The 16,241-nt window shown below is 69.6% G+C and carries 15 protein-coding genes; 4 read left to right on the forward strand and 11 right to left on the reverse strand.

Annotated features, from left to right (window positions below; all coding sequences use genetic code 11):
* The 8 genes from RTM68_RS11330 to RTM68_RS11365 form a co-directional block, all read right to left on the reverse strand.
* The coding region (locus tag RTM68_RS11330; RefSeq protein ID WP_312170880.1) for an amidohydrolase at nt 1–1,385 on the reverse strand (1,385 nt) is incomplete at its 3' end.
* A gap of 63 nt (nt 1,386–1,448) precedes the next feature.
* A complete protein-coding gene (locus tag RTM68_RS11335) occupies nt 1,449–1,916 on the reverse strand; it encodes a DUF3237 domain-containing protein (RefSeq protein WP_312170883.1) in 468 nt (155 codons plus the stop codon).
* Entirely contained in the window at nt 1,913–3,619 is a 1,707-nt protein-coding gene (nikE, locus tag RTM68_RS11340) for an ABC transporter ATP-binding protein (RefSeq protein ID WP_312170885.1), read from the reverse strand. Before nikE ends, RTM68_RS11335 begins: the two co-directional genes overlap by 4 nt.
* Entirely contained in the window at nt 3,616–4,479 is an 864-nt protein-coding gene (locus tag RTM68_RS11345; protein WP_312170888.1) for an ABC transporter permease, read from the reverse strand. Before RTM68_RS11345 ends, nikE begins: the two co-directional genes overlap by 4 nt.
* Nucleotides 4,476–5,423 carry an ABC transporter permease gene (locus RTM68_RS11350; protein WP_312170890.1) on the reverse strand — a complete coding sequence of 316 codons (948 nt, stop codon included), beginning with the start codon at nt 5,421–5,423 and terminating at the stop codon, nt 4,476–4,478. Before RTM68_RS11350 ends, RTM68_RS11345 begins: the two co-directional genes overlap by 4 nt.
* Nucleotides 5,424–5,454: 31 nt before the next feature.
* Nucleotides 5,455–7,104, reverse strand: coding sequence for an ABC transporter substrate-binding protein (locus RTM68_RS11355; protein ID WP_312170893.1), 1,650 nt, complete (start codon nt 7,102–7,104; stop codon nt 5,455–5,457).
* A 112-nt stretch (nt 7,105–7,216) separates the two neighbouring features.
* On the reverse strand, nt 7,217–7,651 hold the full coding sequence (locus RTM68_RS11360; protein WP_312170896.1) for a DUF3237 domain-containing protein: 435 nt from the start codon (nt 7,649–7,651) through the stop codon (nt 7,217–7,219).
* Nucleotides 7,648–9,306: a CocE/NonD family hydrolase gene (locus tag RTM68_RS11365; protein WP_312170898.1), complete on the reverse strand. Its 1,659-nt coding sequence runs from the start codon at nt 9,304–9,306 to the stop codon at nt 7,648–7,650. The genes RTM68_RS11360 and RTM68_RS11365 overlap by 4 nt, the downstream gene beginning before the upstream one ends.
* A gap of 145 nt (nt 9,307–9,451) precedes the next feature.
* Here RTM68_RS11365 and RTM68_RS11370 point away from each other — a divergent pair, with 145 nt between their 5' ends.
* Complete coding sequence (locus RTM68_RS11370) at nt 9,452–10,021, forward strand: TetR/AcrR family transcriptional regulator (protein ID WP_312170900.1); 570 nt, start codon at nt 9,452–9,454, stop codon at nt 10,019–10,021.
* A gap of 13 nt (nt 10,022–10,034) precedes the next feature.
* Here the strand turns inward: RTM68_RS11370 and RTM68_RS11375 are convergent, their stop codons facing one another.
* From RTM68_RS11375 to RTM68_RS11385, 3 genes are read right to left on the reverse strand one after another with little or no spacing between them, the layout of a single operon-like run.
* Nucleotides 10,035–10,382, reverse strand: a complete 348-nt coding sequence (locus RTM68_RS11375) for a cupin domain-containing protein (protein WP_312170903.1) — start codon at nt 10,380–10,382, stop codon at nt 10,035–10,037.
* Nucleotides 10,379–11,785: an FAD-dependent oxidoreductase gene (locus RTM68_RS11380; RefSeq protein ID WP_312170906.1), complete on the reverse strand. Its 1,407-nt coding sequence runs from the start codon at nt 11,783–11,785 to the stop codon at nt 10,379–10,381. The genes RTM68_RS11375 and RTM68_RS11380 overlap by 4 nt, the downstream gene beginning before the upstream one ends.
* A 28-nt stretch (nt 11,786–11,813) precedes the next feature.
* The gene (locus RTM68_RS11385) at nt 11,814–12,281 is read right to left on the reverse strand and encodes an Lrp/AsnC family transcriptional regulator (RefSeq protein WP_312170909.1); all 468 of its coding nucleotides are present in this window, start codon (nt 12,279–12,281) and stop codon (nt 11,814–11,816) included.
* Between the two features lie 175 nt (nt 12,282–12,456).
* Here RTM68_RS11385 and RTM68_RS11390 point away from each other — a divergent pair, with 175 nt between their 5' ends.
* From RTM68_RS11390 to RTM68_RS11400, 3 genes are read left to right on the forward strand one after another with little or no spacing between them, the layout of a single operon-like run.
* Nucleotides 12,457–13,608 (forward strand): ROK family transcriptional regulator, encoded by a 1,152-nt coding sequence (locus RTM68_RS11390; protein WP_312170911.1) that lies wholly within the window; start codon nt 12,457–12,459, stop codon nt 13,606–13,608.
* A 15-nt stretch (nt 13,609–13,623) separates the two neighbouring features.
* Nucleotides 13,624–14,526 (forward strand): ChbG/HpnK family deacetylase, encoded by a 903-nt coding sequence (locus RTM68_RS11395; RefSeq protein WP_312170914.1) that lies wholly within the window; start codon nt 13,624–13,626, stop codon nt 14,524–14,526.
* Entirely contained in the window at nt 14,523–15,848 is a 1,326-nt protein-coding gene (locus tag RTM68_RS11400) for an MFS transporter (protein WP_312170917.1), read from the forward strand. The genes RTM68_RS11395 and RTM68_RS11400 overlap by 4 nt, the downstream gene beginning before the upstream one ends.
* The last annotated feature ends 393 nt before the right edge of the window (nt 15,849–16,241 follow it).

Consider the following 16,241-nt stretch of genomic DNA (forward strand, 5'->3'; position numbering starts at 1 on the left):
CCGTCGCGGCCGGGCAACGTGCGGTTCACGGCCACGTGGATCGCCAGCCACGGGTCAGGCGGCGAGACAGGCCAGTCCGACCCCATGGCGATCGCGGCCCCGCTGTCGGCGATCGCGCGGAACGGATACCCCGCGCGCATGCGTGCCTCGCCGATCATCGGCACCACCGCAGGGTCGATCGAGGCCCACAGCCCCTGGATGTTGGCGGTGATGCCGAGCGGTCCGAAGCGCCGGGCATCGTCGGGGTGCACCATCGAGAGGTGCGCGAAGTGGTGTCGCTGACCTGTGCCGTTCGCGACCCGAGCCGCCTCGACCGCCGCCAGTGCGACGCGCACCCCGCGATCGCCCATGATGTGCAGGTGCATCGCGAAGCCCTCGGCGTCGAGGGAGACCACGAGGGCCTCGAGCGCCTCGGCATCGATGTGCAGCTCGCCGCTTCCGGCATGACTGCAGTACGGCTCGAGCAGCGCGGCCGTCTCGCCGTGCGGTACGCCGTCGACCATCGCCTTCGCGGTGGATGTGGCGAAGCCGGATGCCGCGTTCGCGGCCCGCAGGGCGACGAAGCGCTCGACGAGCTCCGGCACGTCGTCCGCCGTCGTGCCCGGCGGCACCCACAGGGCACCCGAGGTGCGGCTGCGCAGGGAGCCGTCGGCGATCGTCGCCAGATACGCGCCCGTGCAGTCGGCCTTGCCGTTGTAGTCGCCGAGGATCGCCTCGTGCCAACCGGTGATGCCGAGCGCCCACAGGAACTTTTGAGCGTTCAGCAGACCGGCCACGACCTCGGCGTCCGTCGCCGGCGGAATCATCCGTCCGACCAGCTCGGCGGCGGTCTCGTTGAGGTATCCGGTCGGCTCGCCCGCGTCATCGCGATGGATGTGCCCATTCGGCGGGGCAGGGGTGTCGCGGTCGACGCCGGCGATCTCCAGCGCCCGCGAGTTGACCCAGAGGGTGTGGTGTCCGGCGTCGCTCAGGGCCACGGGTCGATCGGGAGCGATCGCGTCGAGCATCTGCCTCGTCGGGTGGGGGAACAGCTCGTGGCTCCACCCGCCGCCGGTGATCCATTCGGCATCCGTCGCTGCGGCTGCGGACGCGATCATCGACAGCGTCTCGTCGACGCTCGTGGCCGAGGTCAGGTCGCAGCTCAGCCGCTCGACGCCGGCGAACGCGGCGTGGATGTGGGCGTCGACGAACCCGGGGAGGATCCCTCCTCCTGCGGCGTCGATGATGCGGGTGTCGGGGCCGGCGAGCGCGCGGATCTCGCCATCGGTGCCGATGGCGATGATGCGCTCGCCGCGGATGGCGACAGCCGTGTCGGCCGTGCCGACCCTTCCGTCGAACACGCGTCCGTCGACGATGCACACGTCGGCTTGGGGGGTGGGGGTCATGGTCTTCCCTCTCATGCTCATCGTGCGGTCTCGCCGTTCTGGTTCTGCTCGTCGATCATCTCGTCACACCACTCGGAAGACACGGATGACGACCTGATCGTCTCCCGGTCGCGCATAGCCGACGAACTGCGATTCCGCGAGCCATCGCAGCGCCGGCGCATCCGTCTGGAAGACGAAGGCGGTGCGGTAGTAGAGGTCGTGCTCCGAGGGCCGCTCTCCCGCCTCGAACCTCTCGATCGCCGCCTCGTTCGCCCGCCAGTAGCCGCGATTGACCACGTCGACGAGGTGCCCGTCGATCTCGATCAGGTAGTGCGCGTCGAGCTGGGTCGTGAGGCCGTGGTCGACCCACCAGTCGCCGCCACCGGGCACCACGCGACCTTCGGCGCGAGGGCCCGACAGCCGCCCACCGGTGATGGCGGTGAAATGCAGCTCGCCACCCTCTCCTCGACCTATCCGCTGCGGCGGGGTGACGTCGACCTCGAGCTCGAAGCAGTACTCGAACGCGGGGGTCATCAGGTCCGTCTCTGTCATCGCCATCTCCTCTTGTTCGGCCGGTCGAGTCCGATCGTGGGGATCGGGGTCGTGCGCTCGGGAATGCGCCGCTGCGGCACCCATCCTTCTCCGGGGATCGATTCGAGCAGCAGGCGGGTGTACTCAGCCTGGGGGTGGTCGAGCACGGTGCCGGTATCGCCGTGTTCCTCGATGCGCCCGTTGCGCATCACGACCACCTCGTCGCACAGGCGGCGGATCACGGTCAGGTCGTGGGTGATCATCAGCAGGGCGACGCCGGTGTCGAGCCGGATGCGCTCGAGCAGCGACAGGATCTCGACCTGGGTGGTGACATCGAGGGCCGACACGGCTTCATCGAGCACGAGGAGGCGCGGCTCGGCCGCAAGGGCCCGCGCGATGGCCACGCGCTGTCGCTGTCCGCCCGAGAGCGATCTCGGGCGGGCGTCGAGCAGCGCAGGGTCGAGGCGCACGGACTCGATCAGGGCCAGGACTCTGGCGTCGAGAGCCACGCGGTTCTCGTCGCGTCGGTGCACCCGGATCGCCTCGGTGAGGCACTGCCGTACGGTCTGACGACGATCGAGCGACTGGTACGGGTCCTGGAACACCATCTGCGCGGTCTTGGCCCGGGTACGCCGGTCGGCGCCGGACGTCGCGGGTGTGCTCCAGTCGGCGTCGGCCACGCGGACCGAACCGGCATCCGCTCGCTCCAGCCCGCAGATGATGCGGGCGGTGGTGGACTTGCCGGAGCCTGACTCGCCGACGATGCCGAGCGAGCCTCCGGGTGCGAGGGCGAACGACACGTCGTCGACGGCGGTGAGCACGTCGTGCCCCCGGCCGTGCGCCGTGCGCACCCGGAACGACTTCTGCAGACCCTCGACGCGCAGCAGCGGCTGAGCGGACGTCCTCGGCTCGGCAGCGGGCGCAGCGGGAGCCATCGGCACGGCATCGAGCGAGGCGGACATCAGGACGCGGGTGTAGTCCTCGCGGGCATCCTCGCGCATGCTCGCACCCCGCAGGGTCTCGATCGTGCGCCCCTGCTTCATGACGACCAGCCGGTCGCACACCGCGCCGGCGAGAGCGAGGTCGTGCGTGATGAAGAGCAGCGACAGGTCGCGGTGACGGCGCAGGTCGCCGATCACCGCCATGACCTCCTCCTGCGTCGTCACGTCGAGCGCGGTGGTGATCTCGTCGGCGAGCAGCAGCCGGGGGTCCATCGCCAGCGTCGAGGCGATCATCACGCGCTGCAGCAGTCCGCCGGAGAGTTCGGCGGGCCGCTGGCGCAGCCGCCGAGCGGGCGAGGGCACGCCCACCTCGTCGAGCAGCTCGATCGCGCGGCGCTCCGCGGCCTCATGCGTGTCGCCGGCCACCGTGATCAGCGCTTCGGTGAGGAAGTCGCCGATCGTCCGCAGCGGGTTCAGGTGCGCGCGGGGCGTCTGGAACGCCATGCCGATGCGCAGCGCGCGCAGCTCGCGGCGGCCCCGCTCGTCGAGAGCGGCGAGATCCTGACCTTCCACACGGATCGTGCCCGCGGTGGTGAAGGTCTGGGGAAGCAGGCCGGCGATCGCCCGCACGCTGAGGGTCTTTCCCGAGCCGGACTCCCCGACGAGCCCGACCGATTCTCCGAGGGCGACCTCGAGCGTGCAGTCGTGCACCAGCGTGCGGGGGCCGTCGGGCGTCGGCATCCCGATCTCGAGGCCGTGCAGCTCCAGGACGGGTGTCGTCATCGTTCCTTCTCCTCTGCCCAGGTGGTGGCGCGGGCGCCGATGATGCCGACGGCGAGCACGGTGATGACGATCAGCAGAGCCGGGAACAGTGACTGCTCCGGGGCGCCCGCGAGGATCGCCGCCTGCCCGCCGGCGATCATGGAGCCCCAGTCGGCGGCGGGCGGCTGCTCGCCGAGGCCGAGGAACGAGATCGCCGCGAGGTCGAGCATCGCGTAGCCGAACCCGATCGTGGCCTGTGCGGCGACGACGGGGATCAGCGCAGGGATCAGGTGGCGGAAGCAGATCGCAGCGCTCGAGACTCCCTGCACGCGGAGCGCCGCGATGTACGGGCGCCCCAGCTCGCGCGAGGCCGCCGTCTGGGTGAGACGGGCGACGACCGGGATGTACGCGATCGACAGCGCGACGACCGGGGCGACGAGACCCTTTCCGAACATCGCGACCGCGAGAACCGCCAGCACGAGGCCGGGGATCGCGAAGATCACGTCGATCACGCGGGCGATCGTGCCGCGCACGAATCCGCCGAACCAGGCTGCGGTGATCGCGAGCGTGAGACCGAGGGCCGTCGAGAGGACCACGACGATCACCGGGGCCGCGACGCTGGCGGCCGCGCCCACCAGCACCCGCGAGAGGATGTCGCGGCCGAGGTCGTCGGTGCCGAACAGGTGGTCGAGGGAGGCTGCGCCGTTCGTCGGCCCGACGTACAGCTGATCGGGGGAGTACGGCGCGAGCCAGCGGCCCGCGATCGCCATCACGGAGATGAGCGCGAGCACCACGACGGCTGCCACGACGAGCGGATCACGGCGGGCGAATCTGCGTGCGGCGGCGGGGACGCGCCCCGCCGCGAGCTGACCGACGCTCATGCGTTCCTCCGGGTTCCCGCGCTGTCGGGGTCGATGGCGGCCGCCAGCAGATCGGCGATCGCGTTGAGCACGACGAACAGGGCGACGAGCAGCAGCGAGACGACCTGCACGACGGGCAGATCCTTGCGTGCGGCGGCTTCGGTGAGCAGCGATCCGATGCCGCCGAGGCCGAACGCCTGCTCGGCGATCGCCGACGCCGCGAAGAGCCCGGCGATCGTCGTGCCCGAGATCGCGAGGATCTGCGGGGCCGCATTGTGGAAGACGTGCCTGCGGAACACTCGCCCCCACGGGATGCCGCGGACGCGGGCCGTCTCGACGTGCTCGGAGTGCAGCTGGGCGACCAGGGCGCTGCGGGTCACCCTGCTGATGTAGGCGATGAACATCAGTGCGAGAGACACCGCGGGGAGCACCAGGTGCCAGAGCCGATCGAGTCCCTCCTCGCCCGCCCCGAAGGTGGGGAACCACCCGAGCGAGGTCGCGAAGATCCAGATCAGCAGGATCGCGACGATGAACGTCGGCAGGGCCATGCCGAGTGACGTCGTGACCGAGACGACCGTGTCGGTGCGGCGGCCGCTGATGGCGGCGAGGATGCCGGAGCCGAGGCCGAACACCGCGATCAGCGCCGTCGTCAGCAGCACGAGCTGGAACGTCACGGCGAAACGCGCCCCGACCAGCTCGGCGACATCCGTCTTGTAGACGAACGATCGACCGAAGTCGCCGGTGAGGACACCGCCGAGCCAGTGGACGTACTGCAGCCAGACCGGGTCATCCAGCCGGTACTCGGCGCGGATCGCCGCGATGAGCTCCGGGGTCGGACGGGCTCCGCCCGCCAGCGCCGTCACCGGGTCTCCCGGCGTGAGCAGCAGCGCCGAGAAGATGACGACGCTGGCGAGGAAGAGCGTGAGCGTGAGACCGCCCAGCTTGCCGAGCACCGTCCTGATCATGATCTTGTCCTGTTCCGTGGTCGTCGACGACTCACTCGCCACCGAGGTGCAGCGCCCAGGGGGAACTGTAGATCGCGACAGAGGTGGTGATGCCGGTGAGATCGTCTGACAGGTAGGTGAGCTGGTGCGCTCCGGCCAGAGTCACCTGCAGCTGATCGGGGGCGAAGACCTCCTGTGCGCTCACGAAGGCCTCGGCGGCGGTCGCGGCATCGGTCGCGATGCGCGCCGCCTGGAGGTCGGCCGTCACCTCGTCGTTCGCATAGCCCGACCAGTTGAAGATGCCGCCGATCTCGGCCGGCAGCATGAACAGCTGCGGGTAGCCGAGTACGCCGGGGACCTCGAGGTAGCCGGTCGTGGCGACGAAGTCGACGCCCTCGCGAAGCTCGGGTGTGAAGAAGAGAGCTCCGAAGTCGGCCGGCTGTCGCTCGTCGATCCTGATCGTGAGCCCGATGTCCTTCGCGGCGCTCTGGATGATGGATGCTGTCTGCGAGAACTCCTTGGCTCCGGCGGGAACAGCGAGCACCAGCGGCGTCGAGGTGTCGATTCCGGATTCGGCGATCAGCTCCTTGGCCGCATCGAGATCGACCTCGGGTGTGGGCAGCGCGTCATAGGCCGCCTGGTAGGTGTCCTTCGCCTCCATGCCGCTCCAGACGAACGGCGGGACGATCGTCTTCTGCACCTCGCCGAGTCCCTGCAGCACGGTGTCGATGTAGACGTCGCGGTCGATCGCCATGCTCAGCGCCTGGCGCACCCGCGGGTCGGCGGCGGCGCTGTCGGCGGAGGTCGGGCCGAAGCTGTACGAGGCTGTCGAGGGCCCCACGATCAGACGCCCCTTGCCGTCCTCGGCCTCGAAGCTCTGGCGCGACCCGGGCGGCACGGTGAAGGCGCCGTCGATCTCGCCGGCCGTGAGAGCCGAGGTGAGGGTCGCGCCGTCGGTGACGAACACGAAGCGGATGCGCTCGGTGAGCGGGGCGCCGTTCCAGTAGTCGGGGTTCGCCGTGACCGAGATCTCGCTACCGGGCTTCCACTCGTCGAGCTGGTAGGGGCCCGCGCACATCAGACCGCCGCCGGACGTCCCGAGGTCCTGACCCACGGAGTCGCCGAAGGCCTTGCTCATGACGGCGCCGCCTCCGCCGCCGAGGGCGTCGCGGAACGTGGTGTCGGGCGCCGTGAAATGCACGATGACGGTGTCGTCGCCCGCGGTCTCGATGCTGTCGATCAGGGCGAAGGCGGCGTACCACTGAGAGGCGGGGGTGCGGTTGCGCTCGAGGCTGTAGGCCACATCGGCGGCCGTGACGGGGGTGCCGTCCCAGAAGGTCACGCCGTCGCGGACGGTGATCTCGAAGGTCACCGGGTCGACCCACTCCGCCTTCTCGGCGATCCCTGACTCCAGAGTGAAGTCGGGCTCGACCGTCAGCAGACTGTCGCACAGGTTGGGGATGATGATGTTGGCCGATGACGAGGGGTCGAGTGTCTGCGGCTCGCCTTCGACGACGGCCCAGGTGACCTCGTCGACGGCGGTGGTGGCCGCCGGGAGGGCGGTGACGAGGGATGACGAGTCGATCTTCTCGGAGGAGGAGTCCGTCGTCCCGGTGCGTGGGGCGCAGGCGGTGGCGGCGAGAAGGGTCGCTGTCGCCAGGGCGGCGGCGACGGCGAGCCGGCGTCGGGTGGTGCGGGTCATGTCGGGTCCTCTCAGGTGCGTGCGGCGGGGGCGTCGTCGACTCCGCCGGGAGTGGTGGTGCAGGCAGTGCGGGTGGTGCAGGCAGTGCGAGTGGAGCGGATGATGCTGCGGCTCATCTCACGACGTAGACGCGGATGCAGATCTGTTCGTCTTCATCGCGGGCGAGTCCGATGAACTGATTGCGACTCAGCCAGCTGTGCGCCGGTGCGTCGGTCTGGAAGACGGGGGCCGTACGGAAGTACGACGAGCCGTCGGGCTCTTCGCGGTAGTACCCGCGGTTGAGGATGTCGATGGCCGCCCCGTCGTCGGCTCGCAGCAGGTAGCGAGCCTCGAGTTGGAACGTGCCGTCGCGCTCGACCGACCAGTCACCTCCGCCGGCGATCACGGTGCCTCGCAGCAGCGGGCCGTCGACGGTGCCGCCGATGATGGGGGTGAAGGCGAGCACCTCGTGCGGGCCTCGACCGAGATGGATGTCGGTGTCGACGTCGACGCGGATCTCGAAGGCGTACTCGAGGATCGGCTCGGGCAGGGAGGCGGGCTCGGTCATGACAGTTCTCCATCCAGGACGGGAAGGTGGATCGTGAGGCCCTCGGATCCACCGATGGTGAGGTGCTGCAGGTTGGTGGCGGTCGGCCCCCAGGCCCAGGGATCTGCACCGGTGCCGGTCTGCGGGACGAACTCGGGGTAGTCGCTGCTCGACACGTGCACGCGAAGGCGGTGTCCTGCGCGCAGCCGGTAGCCGACCTGACCGAGGTCGATGTCGAGGCCGGCGGGTTCTGCGGCATCGGCGACCTGCCGCTGCCCCCGGGCGATGCGCAGTGCGGTGCCGTCGGGCGACACGTCGAGCAGACGGACGAACAGATCCATCACCGGGCCGTCGGAGCGGACGGTCGCGGTGGCGGTCACGGGGCCGGCCAGGTCGACGTCGGTGGTCACCGCAGCGGAGGTGAAGACGAGTACGTCGTCGCGACCGCCGATCGGCGCCTCGTCGGGGAGTTCGAGAAGGAAGGAGAAGGCATCCTCGGCACTCGACGGCACGAGGTCGTCGGGGTCGTGGGTCCACGTCAGCTCGGTCGGCTGCGCCGCGGCATCCTTCGTCAGCCCTCCCTCGGCGGTCGCGACGAGCGCGACGCTGCGGATGCCGGCGGGCGGCCACGCCGCATCCGTCCGTTCTTCATCGGTGCCGGCGAGGTTCCAGTGCACGGCAGGAATCGCGGCCGGGGCGCCGTTGCCGCGGACGTACACCTCGAAGAACGCCAGCGCGGGGTCGAGAGTGCGGGGGAGCAGCGCGCGGAGCTGCGCGTCGGTGCGTTCGGCGACGCGGTCGACCGGGTCACCGAGCAGTTCGTAGCCCTCGTGATCGATCGACTCGATGCGCAGGTGATGGTGCGCGGCCCACGCGGGGTTGTTCGCGATGTCCGAGACATCGGCCCACGACAGCGGCGAGCAGTTGTCCCACCAGCCGATCGTGTGCAGGGCAGGAACCGAGCGGGCGGCGAAGGGCGAGCCGAGCGGGAAGCGGGGAAGGTGCACCGGGCGCGGGTACCACTGGTCGTAGGAGATCGAGCGCTCGCCCGCCTCGGCGAGGAACTCCTCGACCTGTGCCGCGAAGTCGCGTCGTGTCCAGTCCGGCTCCCACAGATAGGTGTCGTTGCCGTGGAAGTGGCTCACCGGATAGAGGTAGGTGATCGTCCATTCGACGTTCGAGGTGCGCTCGCCGGGAGTCCTGTGCACGGGCTCGCCCAGGCGGGTGCCGGTCACGCGAGGCGCGATCGCCTTGAGGGCGGGGTGCCCGCTCGCGGCGGCCGCCCACTGCGTGTAGCCGTAATAGCTGTCGCCCCACATCGCCACCCGGCCGTTCGACCAGGGCTGCTGCACGATCCAGTCGAGCGTGTCCTCGCCGTCGCGCACCTCGTTCACGAAGAGCAGCGCCTCGCCCTCGGAGCGGAACTTGCCCCGTACGTCCTGGGCGACCACGCGGTAGCCGTGAGCCATCAGGTATTCCGCGATCAGCGGGATGTAGGTGTAGCTGCCGCTCTTGTCGTAGGGGAGGCGGATGAGGATCGTGTCGCCGGCGCTCTCGCCGCCGTCCGAGGGGAGGTACACGTCCGCCGCGAGCATCACTCCGTCGCGCATCCGGACGCGGGCGGGCCGCGCCAGATCGCTCTCGGATGCCGCGGGGATGCGGATGTAGCGGGTCATTGCTCTCCTTCGAAACCTCGGCACCGGGAGACCACGGGGCTCGATGAATCACAACGTAAGTCCGCCGAAGTTAATAGTCAAGTCTGACTAGACTAAAAACTTGTAACATCTATGTATCCTGCTGATGCAGGGAGAAGGGGGACCGATGGCACGTCCGACCGTGGCCGCAGAGCGCCGCGACCAGATCATCGAGGCCACGCTGCAGACGGTGGCGGAGTACGGCATCGCCGGCACATCGCTCGACCGCATCGCGGAGGCTGCGGGAATGTCGCGCGGGCATGTGCGCCACTTCGTCGGCAACCGCGATCAGCTGCTCGCCGACACCGCGCGTCACGTGTTCGCCGACGAGAGTGGCGCGCTGACGATTCTTCCGACGACGGTCGTGACCTTCACTGACGCGCTCGACTACCTGTTCGGCGAGGATTTCACCCGATCGGATGCCGAGAACGCGGTCGTCCTCGGGTTCGTCGAACTCTCGCGCACCAATCCGGCGATCGCCGAGGTCCTCACCGAGGCCTACGGGCGCACCCGCACGACCTTGGCCGCGCTCGCCGCGGCGCAGTATCCGAAGGCGGATGCCGCGACCTGTGAGCTGGTCGCCGACGGCACGCTCACATCCGCTCTCGGAAACGTCTTCATGGGCGACTTCGACCCCGACGAGGTGCGCACCGCACGGGTCCGCAGGGCCGTCGAGGTTCTGCTCGCCGCGCTCTGAGGGTCGGCGCCGGCTAGGCGATGTAGATCTTCCGCAGCGTCTCGGTGACCGTCCACGCCGTGCGCTGCCCCTCGGTCAGGCGCACGACCGAGCCCGGCCCGACCTCGATCGCGGGCAGCGACGGCTCGGTGAACTCGATCCTGGCGTGGCCCGAGAGAACGACGAACACCTCGTCGACCTCGGTGTCGGATGCCGTACCGGGTGTCATCTCCCAGATGCCGACCTCGACCTCGCCGAGCGTCGCCAGCTCGTGCATCGCCGTCGTCGGCGCGCCGATGATCACCTCGTCGGTCGGGAGCGGCGAGTGCGTGAGCGGCACCGCCGCAGCATCCACTCCCTCTCCGGGCGCCAGCCCGCTCACGAGTCGAATCCCATGCCGACGGCATCGAGCGTCTTGAGGAACAGGTTGCGCTTGCCCTGGTTGTGATCGGCCCGGTTCATCGCCGCGCGAACGAGGTTGACGCCGATCGAGGCGACGGGCTCGGGCGGGAACGGGATCGGCTTCTCGCGCACCATCGCGAGCTCGGTGCGCTCGGTCGGCTCGCCCGACAGCTTGTCGAGCATGACGTCGGCGGCGAACCGGGCGGCGCCGACGCCGAGGCCGGTGAACCCCGTCGCGTAGGCCACCCGTCCCTTGCGGGCGGTGCCGAAGAACGCGCAGAAGCGGCTCGACGAGTCGATCGCCCCGGCCCAGCGGTGCGTGAAGCGCAGGCCCTCGAGCTGCGGGAACGTCGTGAAGAAGTGCGAGGCGAGCTTGCGGTGGCTCTCGGCGCGGTCTTCGTACTCGGGGCGCACCTTGCCGCCGAAGTGATAGACCGCGTCGTAGCCGCCGAAGAGGATGCGGTTGTCGACCGTGAGTCGGTAATAGTGGAACTGGTTGGCGCTGTCGGCCAGGCCCTGGCGGTGCGACCAGCCGATCGAGGTCAGCTGCTCGTCGGTCAGCGGCTCGGTCATCAGCACGTAGTCGTACACCGGAACGGTCATCAGGCGATTGCGCTTGAGGAGTGAGGGGAACACGTTGGTCGCGAGAGCCACGGCGTCCGCGCTCACCCTGCCGCCGTCGCGCGTGACGAGCGTGATCGCCCCCGATCCGTCGCCGACGATCTCGCGCACGAGGGACTGCTCGTAGATCTCGACGCCCAGGTCGGCGGCGACGCGCGCCAGCTCCAGACCGAGCTTCGCCGGATGCACGAGGGCGGTGCTGTCCCGCTCCCAGGCTCCGGCGAGGAACGTGTCGGAGTGCACCTCGGCCTGCACGGCCTCGCGGTCGAGGAAGCCCTCCTCCTCGCGCAGCCACTCGACCTGGTGGGGTTCGACGGCGACGGCCAGCTGTCCCGTGCGCTCGAAGTCGACGTCCATGTCGTAGTGCTTCACGGTGCGCTCGATGCCGTCGAGGTTCTCGAGTCCGAGCTCTTCGAGGCGGTCGATCTCGTCGGGCCAGCGCGTCAGGCCGTTCTCGTGTCCGTGCGTCAGGCTCGCTTCGCAGAAACCGCCGTTGCGCCCTGACGCGGCCCACGCGATGCGCGACGCTTCGAGCAGCACGACCCGGCGGTCGGGGTCGCGCTCCTTGGCGCGCACGGCGGTCCAGAGCCCGGCATATCCGCCGCCGACGATCGCGAGGTCGGCCGTGATGCTGCCGGAGAGTGCGGGGTGCGACGCCCGCTCGACGTCGTCGAGCCAGAACACGCGGAACGCCGTGTCGCGCAGCGAGGCGTCGATGACGGCATCCGCGGGGCGGCGACGTTCGAAGACCGTGGTTCCCATGCTGTTCTCCTGCTCTCCGGCTCGCGCCTCAGCGCGTGCCCCAGTTGTAGAGGTCCTTGTAGAGGCCGGCGTAGAGCAGGCTCTCGGTGTGGGTCACACCCGGGATCGTGCGGATGCGCGTGGCGATGAGATCGAGCAGATCGGCATCGCTCTCGCACACCGCCTCGACGAGGATGTCGAAGGTGCCGAGGGTCGCGACCACGTAGGCCAGCTCGGGGATCTTCGTCAGTTCCTCGGCGACGAGGCGCGGATCCCCGGTCACGCGGATGCCGATCATCGACATGCGATGGAAGCCCAGCTGCATGGGGTCGGTGACGGCGACGATCTGGATGATGCCGGCCTCGGTCATGCGCTGCACCCGCTGCCGGGCCGCGGCCTCGCTCAGACCGACCTCGCGGCCGATCTCGGCGTACGGACGGCGACCGTCCTCCTGCAGCAGCTCGATGATGCGCTTCGAGATGTCGTCCAGGGCCGGCTGCTTGCGGGGAGTGCTCATGTGACGATATTGACAGCCTGAGCATCGCCTCGCAACAGATTCCATTGTTTCAGCCAAAGGATGCTGATGTATTCGTGGCTACCGATCGCGACGCCGATGAGCGGACGCAGGCGCCCCTCGACCAGTGAGACGCGATGTGTCATGCTGGGCGAGCACCGAGTCCGGGGGGATCACCATGGCACGACCACTCGCAGGTCCGCAGACGCTGCTGCGCACGTTGAACGGCCGGGCGATCCTCGAGACCCTCGCGCGTCGGGGGCCGCTCACCCGCGCGGAGCTGATGGCCGAGACCGGGCTCTCGCGCACGGCGGTCACGCAGGTGCTTCGGATGCTCGAGGGATCGGCGGCCGTCGCTGCGGCCGGCGTCGATCGCGAGACGCGGGGGCCCGCAGCGGGGCGAGTCGCGCTGCATCCCCACCTCGGGTTCGCCGCCGCCGTGCATGTCGACGGTCAGGGCGCGCACGTCGTGCTGGTCGATCCGACGGGCGCGGTGCGTGCCGAGGATCATGCCTCGCTGCCGCCGCACGTCGATCGTGTCGAGGTCATCGCCGAGGCCGTCGAGCGGTGTCTTCGCTCGGTCACCGGGCCCCTGCGCCTCGTGGTGGCCGGCGTGCCCGGAATCGTGACGGCCGACGGCGGCATCCGCGATGACCAGGGTCCTGATGGCGGGGCCTTCCGCTGCGCCCTCTCGACCCGCCTCGGGTGCTCCGTGCGGGTCGAGAACGATGTGAACCTCGCCGCTCTCGCCGAGCTCACAGCCGGGTCGGGAGCCTCGCTCGCCAGTTTCGCGCTGCTGCTGCTCGACGAGGGTCTCGGCGCCGGCATCGTGATCGACGGCTCTCTGCACCGCGGATTCTCCGGCGTGGCCGGCGAGGTGATGTACCTGCCGCAGACGCCGGTGCCCATCGGCGCCCCGGTGCTCAGCGACGATGTCGTCTCCGACCTCGCCCTCGCGCACGGGCGCGATCCGAAGGATCCGATCGGTCGTCACCTCGATGCGGCCGCTGAGGGCGATGCGCCCGCCCAGGCCATGGTCGCCGAGATGGCGCGGCGCCTCACGCTGGTCGCGGGCACCATCGCGCTCGTGCTGGACCCTGAAGCCTTCATCCTGGCTGGCACGGCGGCGCATCCGGCGCTCGTCGACGCCGTCGCGCGAGAGGCGGAAGAGCTCGCCGCGCGTCTGCCCCTGCGGTTCCTCGTCTCGTCCTTCGGTCCCGAGGCCCCTCTCGTCGGAGCGGTCGGCGAGGCGGGCGCGGCGCTCCGGGCCACGGTCTTCGCGCAGCTCGTCCCCTCGGTCGAGCGGCCTCCCGTCGCTCGCAGGGTATAGGGGGCAGGACAGCGCATGACGTCGGATCTCGTGGAGCGACTCGGACTCGGCCCCGGCACCAGGGCCGTGATCATCAACGCGGATGACTTCGGCATGTGCCATGCGGCGAACACCGCGGTGTCTGGCCTGCTCGATGCAGGCGACATCGACTCCGCCACACTGATGGTGCCCTGCGCGTGGGCCCCCGAGGCGTTGGCATTCGCCGCGGCGCGCACCGACCTCGACGTCGGCGTGCACCTCGTGCTCACGAGCGAGTGGACCGACTACCGCTGGCGTCCTCTGACCGGCACGGCGAACACGCTCGTCGATCAGGCCGGATACTTCCCGGCGGGAGCGCTCACCGTCGAGCAGCAGGCCTCGGTCGACGACGTCGCCGCCGAGATCGCCGCGCAGCTGCAGACGGCGCTCGCCGCGGGCGTCGACGTCACGCACCTCGACAACCACATGGGTTCGCTCTACGGGCTGCTCACCGGGCGCGATTTCCTCGCCCCGGTGCTCGCTCTCGCCGCCCGTCACGGACTCCCGTTCCGCCTGCCGAGGGTGATGGAGGGAGCGGATGCCGCGCTGAGGCGCCGTCTCGAGCAGGCCGGCGCCGCGGCCGATGCACTCGGCGTCGAGATCGTCGACCGGCTGTGGACGCATCCGTTCGAGGAGGTCCCCGGCGAGAGCTACGAGCAGGTGCGCGACGGGTTCCTCGCTCTGCTGCGAGAGGTTCCCGCCGGCGTGACCGAGATCTACCTGCACCCCATGGTCGACGACGACGAACTGCGTGCGGTCGTCGACTTCGCCGCGGTGAAACGCGGGCAGGAGCTGCGTCTTCTCGCCGACCCGCTCGTGCGTCAGGCCATCGCCGACGAAGGACTCGTGCGCATCGGGTGGCGGGCTCTGCGTGATCTGCAGAGGAGCGCGGTCGCATGACCTCGCCGGTCACGCGCCTGCGTGAGCGCCGGTTGGACGGCGCCCCGACACGCGCCCAGACGATCGCGTTCGGCGCCTCGGGCTTTCCGACGCAGCTCATGGCGCAGACCTTCTCGGCGTTCGTCGTGTACTTCTACGTCACCCACCTGGGGGTCGCGCCCGCGTGGATCGCCGGTGCTCTGATCGCGCACGGGGTGCTGAGCGCGGTGCTGAACCCGGTGGTCGGGGCGCTCTCCGACCGCATCCGCACGCCCTGGGGGCGCCGCATCCCCTGGATCGGTCTCGGCATCGTGCCGCTCGTGGTCGCATTCGCGCTGGTCTGGATGCCGCCGGCGCTGCCGACCGGCGGGCTCATCGTCTGGTTCCTCGTCGCGGTCGCCGTGTACGACATCGCGTTCGTGGTGGTGGTGCTCAACATCTCGGCGCTGTTCCCCGAGATCTTCCGCACGACGCAGGAGAGAGCGCGGGGCAACGTGCCGCGCCAGGTGTTCGCGATCCTCGGCATGGTGCTGGGGACCGCCGGTGCCCCAGCGCTGTACGGGTGGATCGGCTGGCCGGGGATGGCGATCGTGCTCTCGGTCGTCTGCCTGGCCCTGCTCGCGTGGTCCTTCGTCGGCGGGATGATCGAACGGAGAGTGCCGGAGGCCGCATCCGAGGCCATGAGGTGGAGCGCGCAGCTGACGTACACCTTCCGCAACCGCGCTTTCGTGCCCTACGTGCTCGGCTCGCTCTTCATGCAGACGGCGATCGCGGTGATCCTGGCGGGCCTCCCGTTCTACGTCCGCTACTCGCTGCATGCCGCCGAGGGGCAGGGCAGTGTGCTGCTCGGAGCGATCTTCGTCACGGCGATCCCGTCGATCGTGCTGTGGAGTGCCGTCGTGCGCTTCACGACTCCGCGCGCCGCGCTGCTGTGGAGCGTCGCGGTGTTCGGGCTCGCGGTGCTCGGGTATCTGCTGCCCGTGAGCGTGCTGGCCGCCGCGATGGTCGGAGTGGGCGTCGGCGTGGGTGTCGGCGGACTGCTGCAGTTGCTCGAGGTCGTGCTCGCGCAGATCATCGATGAGGATGCGATGCGCACGGGGCACCGGCGAGAGGGCTCCTACTTCGGGGTGAACGGTTTCGTGGTGCGCGGATCCGTGGTGCTGCAGGCAGTGGTGGTCGCCGTGGTGCTGACGGTCTCCGGTTTCGACGCCTCGCTGGGGGAGGGGCAGCCCGAGTCGGTGGATGCCGGCATCCGGGTCATGGTGGCCGTGGTTCCCCTGGTGTTCAGTGCGCTGGCATGGCTCTGCTTCTTCGCCTATCCCATCCGCACGCAGGACGTGTGATCCGCCGCCGGTCGTGCGACACGCCCGGCGGATCGTGGTGATTTGCCGGATCCCCGGGATCCGCGTAACTTATTACTTGTTCGCCCCACAGGGAAGCGGAGAGGCCGAGCGCCTTACCCCCCTCAAGCGGAGAACCACCTCCAACTGATCAGCTCCTCGGAGCGGATCACAGACACACTTCTGTCTGACTTGGAGCTTCCACCTCGGAGAAACGGTCGATTTGACAGCGACTCCGAAACGGATAAGCTAGTGAAGTTGCCTCGGAGCGCTAAGCCCGAAGCCGCAGATCTGGTTCTGAGCCTTCCGGCGTGTCGATTTGACAGCCTGAAAGACACGGATAAGATAGAGAAGTTGCCCTGCGGGCCTGGTTGTGATGACTGGGTCGTGGGAGCA

Source organism: Microbacterium sp. (assembly GCF_031988965.1).
Classification (GTDB): domain Bacteria; phylum Actinomycetota; class Actinomycetes; order Actinomycetales; family Microbacteriaceae; genus Microbacterium.

Excerpts from the sequence above, each read along its gene's own strand:
- RTM68_RS11335 (WP_312170883.1), bottom strand. The coding sequence starts at position 1,916 with ATGACAGAGACGGACCTGATGACCCCCGCGTTCGAGTACTGCTTCGAG.
- nikE (WP_312170885.1), bottom strand. The coding sequence starts at position 3,619 with ATGACGACACCCGTCCTGGAGCTGCACGGCCTCGAGATCGGGATGCCG.
- RTM68_RS11345 (WP_312170888.1), bottom strand. The coding sequence starts at position 4,479 with ATGAGCGTCGGTCAGCTCGCGGCGGGGCGCGTCCCCGCCGCCGCACGC.
- RTM68_RS11350 (WP_312170890.1), bottom strand. The coding sequence starts at position 5,423 with ATGATCAGGACGGTGCTCGGCAAGCTGGGCGGTCTCACGCTCACGCTC.
- RTM68_RS11355 (WP_312170893.1), bottom strand. The coding sequence starts at position 7,104 with ATGACCCGCACCACCCGACGCCGGCTCGCCGTCGCCGCCGCCCTGGCG.
- RTM68_RS11360 (WP_312170896.1), bottom strand. The coding sequence starts at position 7,651 with ATGACCGAGCCCGCCTCCCTGCCCGAGCCGATCCTCGAGTACGCCTTC.
- RTM68_RS11365 (WP_312170898.1), bottom strand. The coding sequence starts at position 9,306 with ATGACCCGCTACATCCGCATCCCCGCGGCATCCGAGAGCGATCTGGCG.
- RTM68_RS11370 (WP_312170900.1), top strand. The coding sequence starts at position 9,452 with ATGGCACGTCCGACCGTGGCCGCAGAGCGCCGCGACCAGATCATCGAG.
- RTM68_RS11380 (WP_312170906.1), bottom strand. The coding sequence starts at position 11,785 with ATGGGAACCACGGTCTTCGAACGTCGCCGCCCCGCGGATGCCGTCATC.
- RTM68_RS11385 (WP_312170909.1), bottom strand. The coding sequence starts at position 12,281 with ATGAGCACTCCCCGCAAGCAGCCGGCCCTGGACGACATCTCGAAGCGC.
- RTM68_RS11390 (WP_312170911.1), top strand. The coding sequence starts at position 12,457 with ATGGCACGACCACTCGCAGGTCCGCAGACGCTGCTGCGCACGTTGAAC.
- RTM68_RS11395 (WP_312170914.1), top strand. The coding sequence starts at position 13,624 with ATGACGTCGGATCTCGTGGAGCGACTCGGACTCGGCCCCGGCACCAGG.
- RTM68_RS11400 (WP_312170917.1), top strand. The coding sequence starts at position 14,523 with ATGACCTCGCCGGTCACGCGCCTGCGTGAGCGCCGGTTGGACGGCGCC.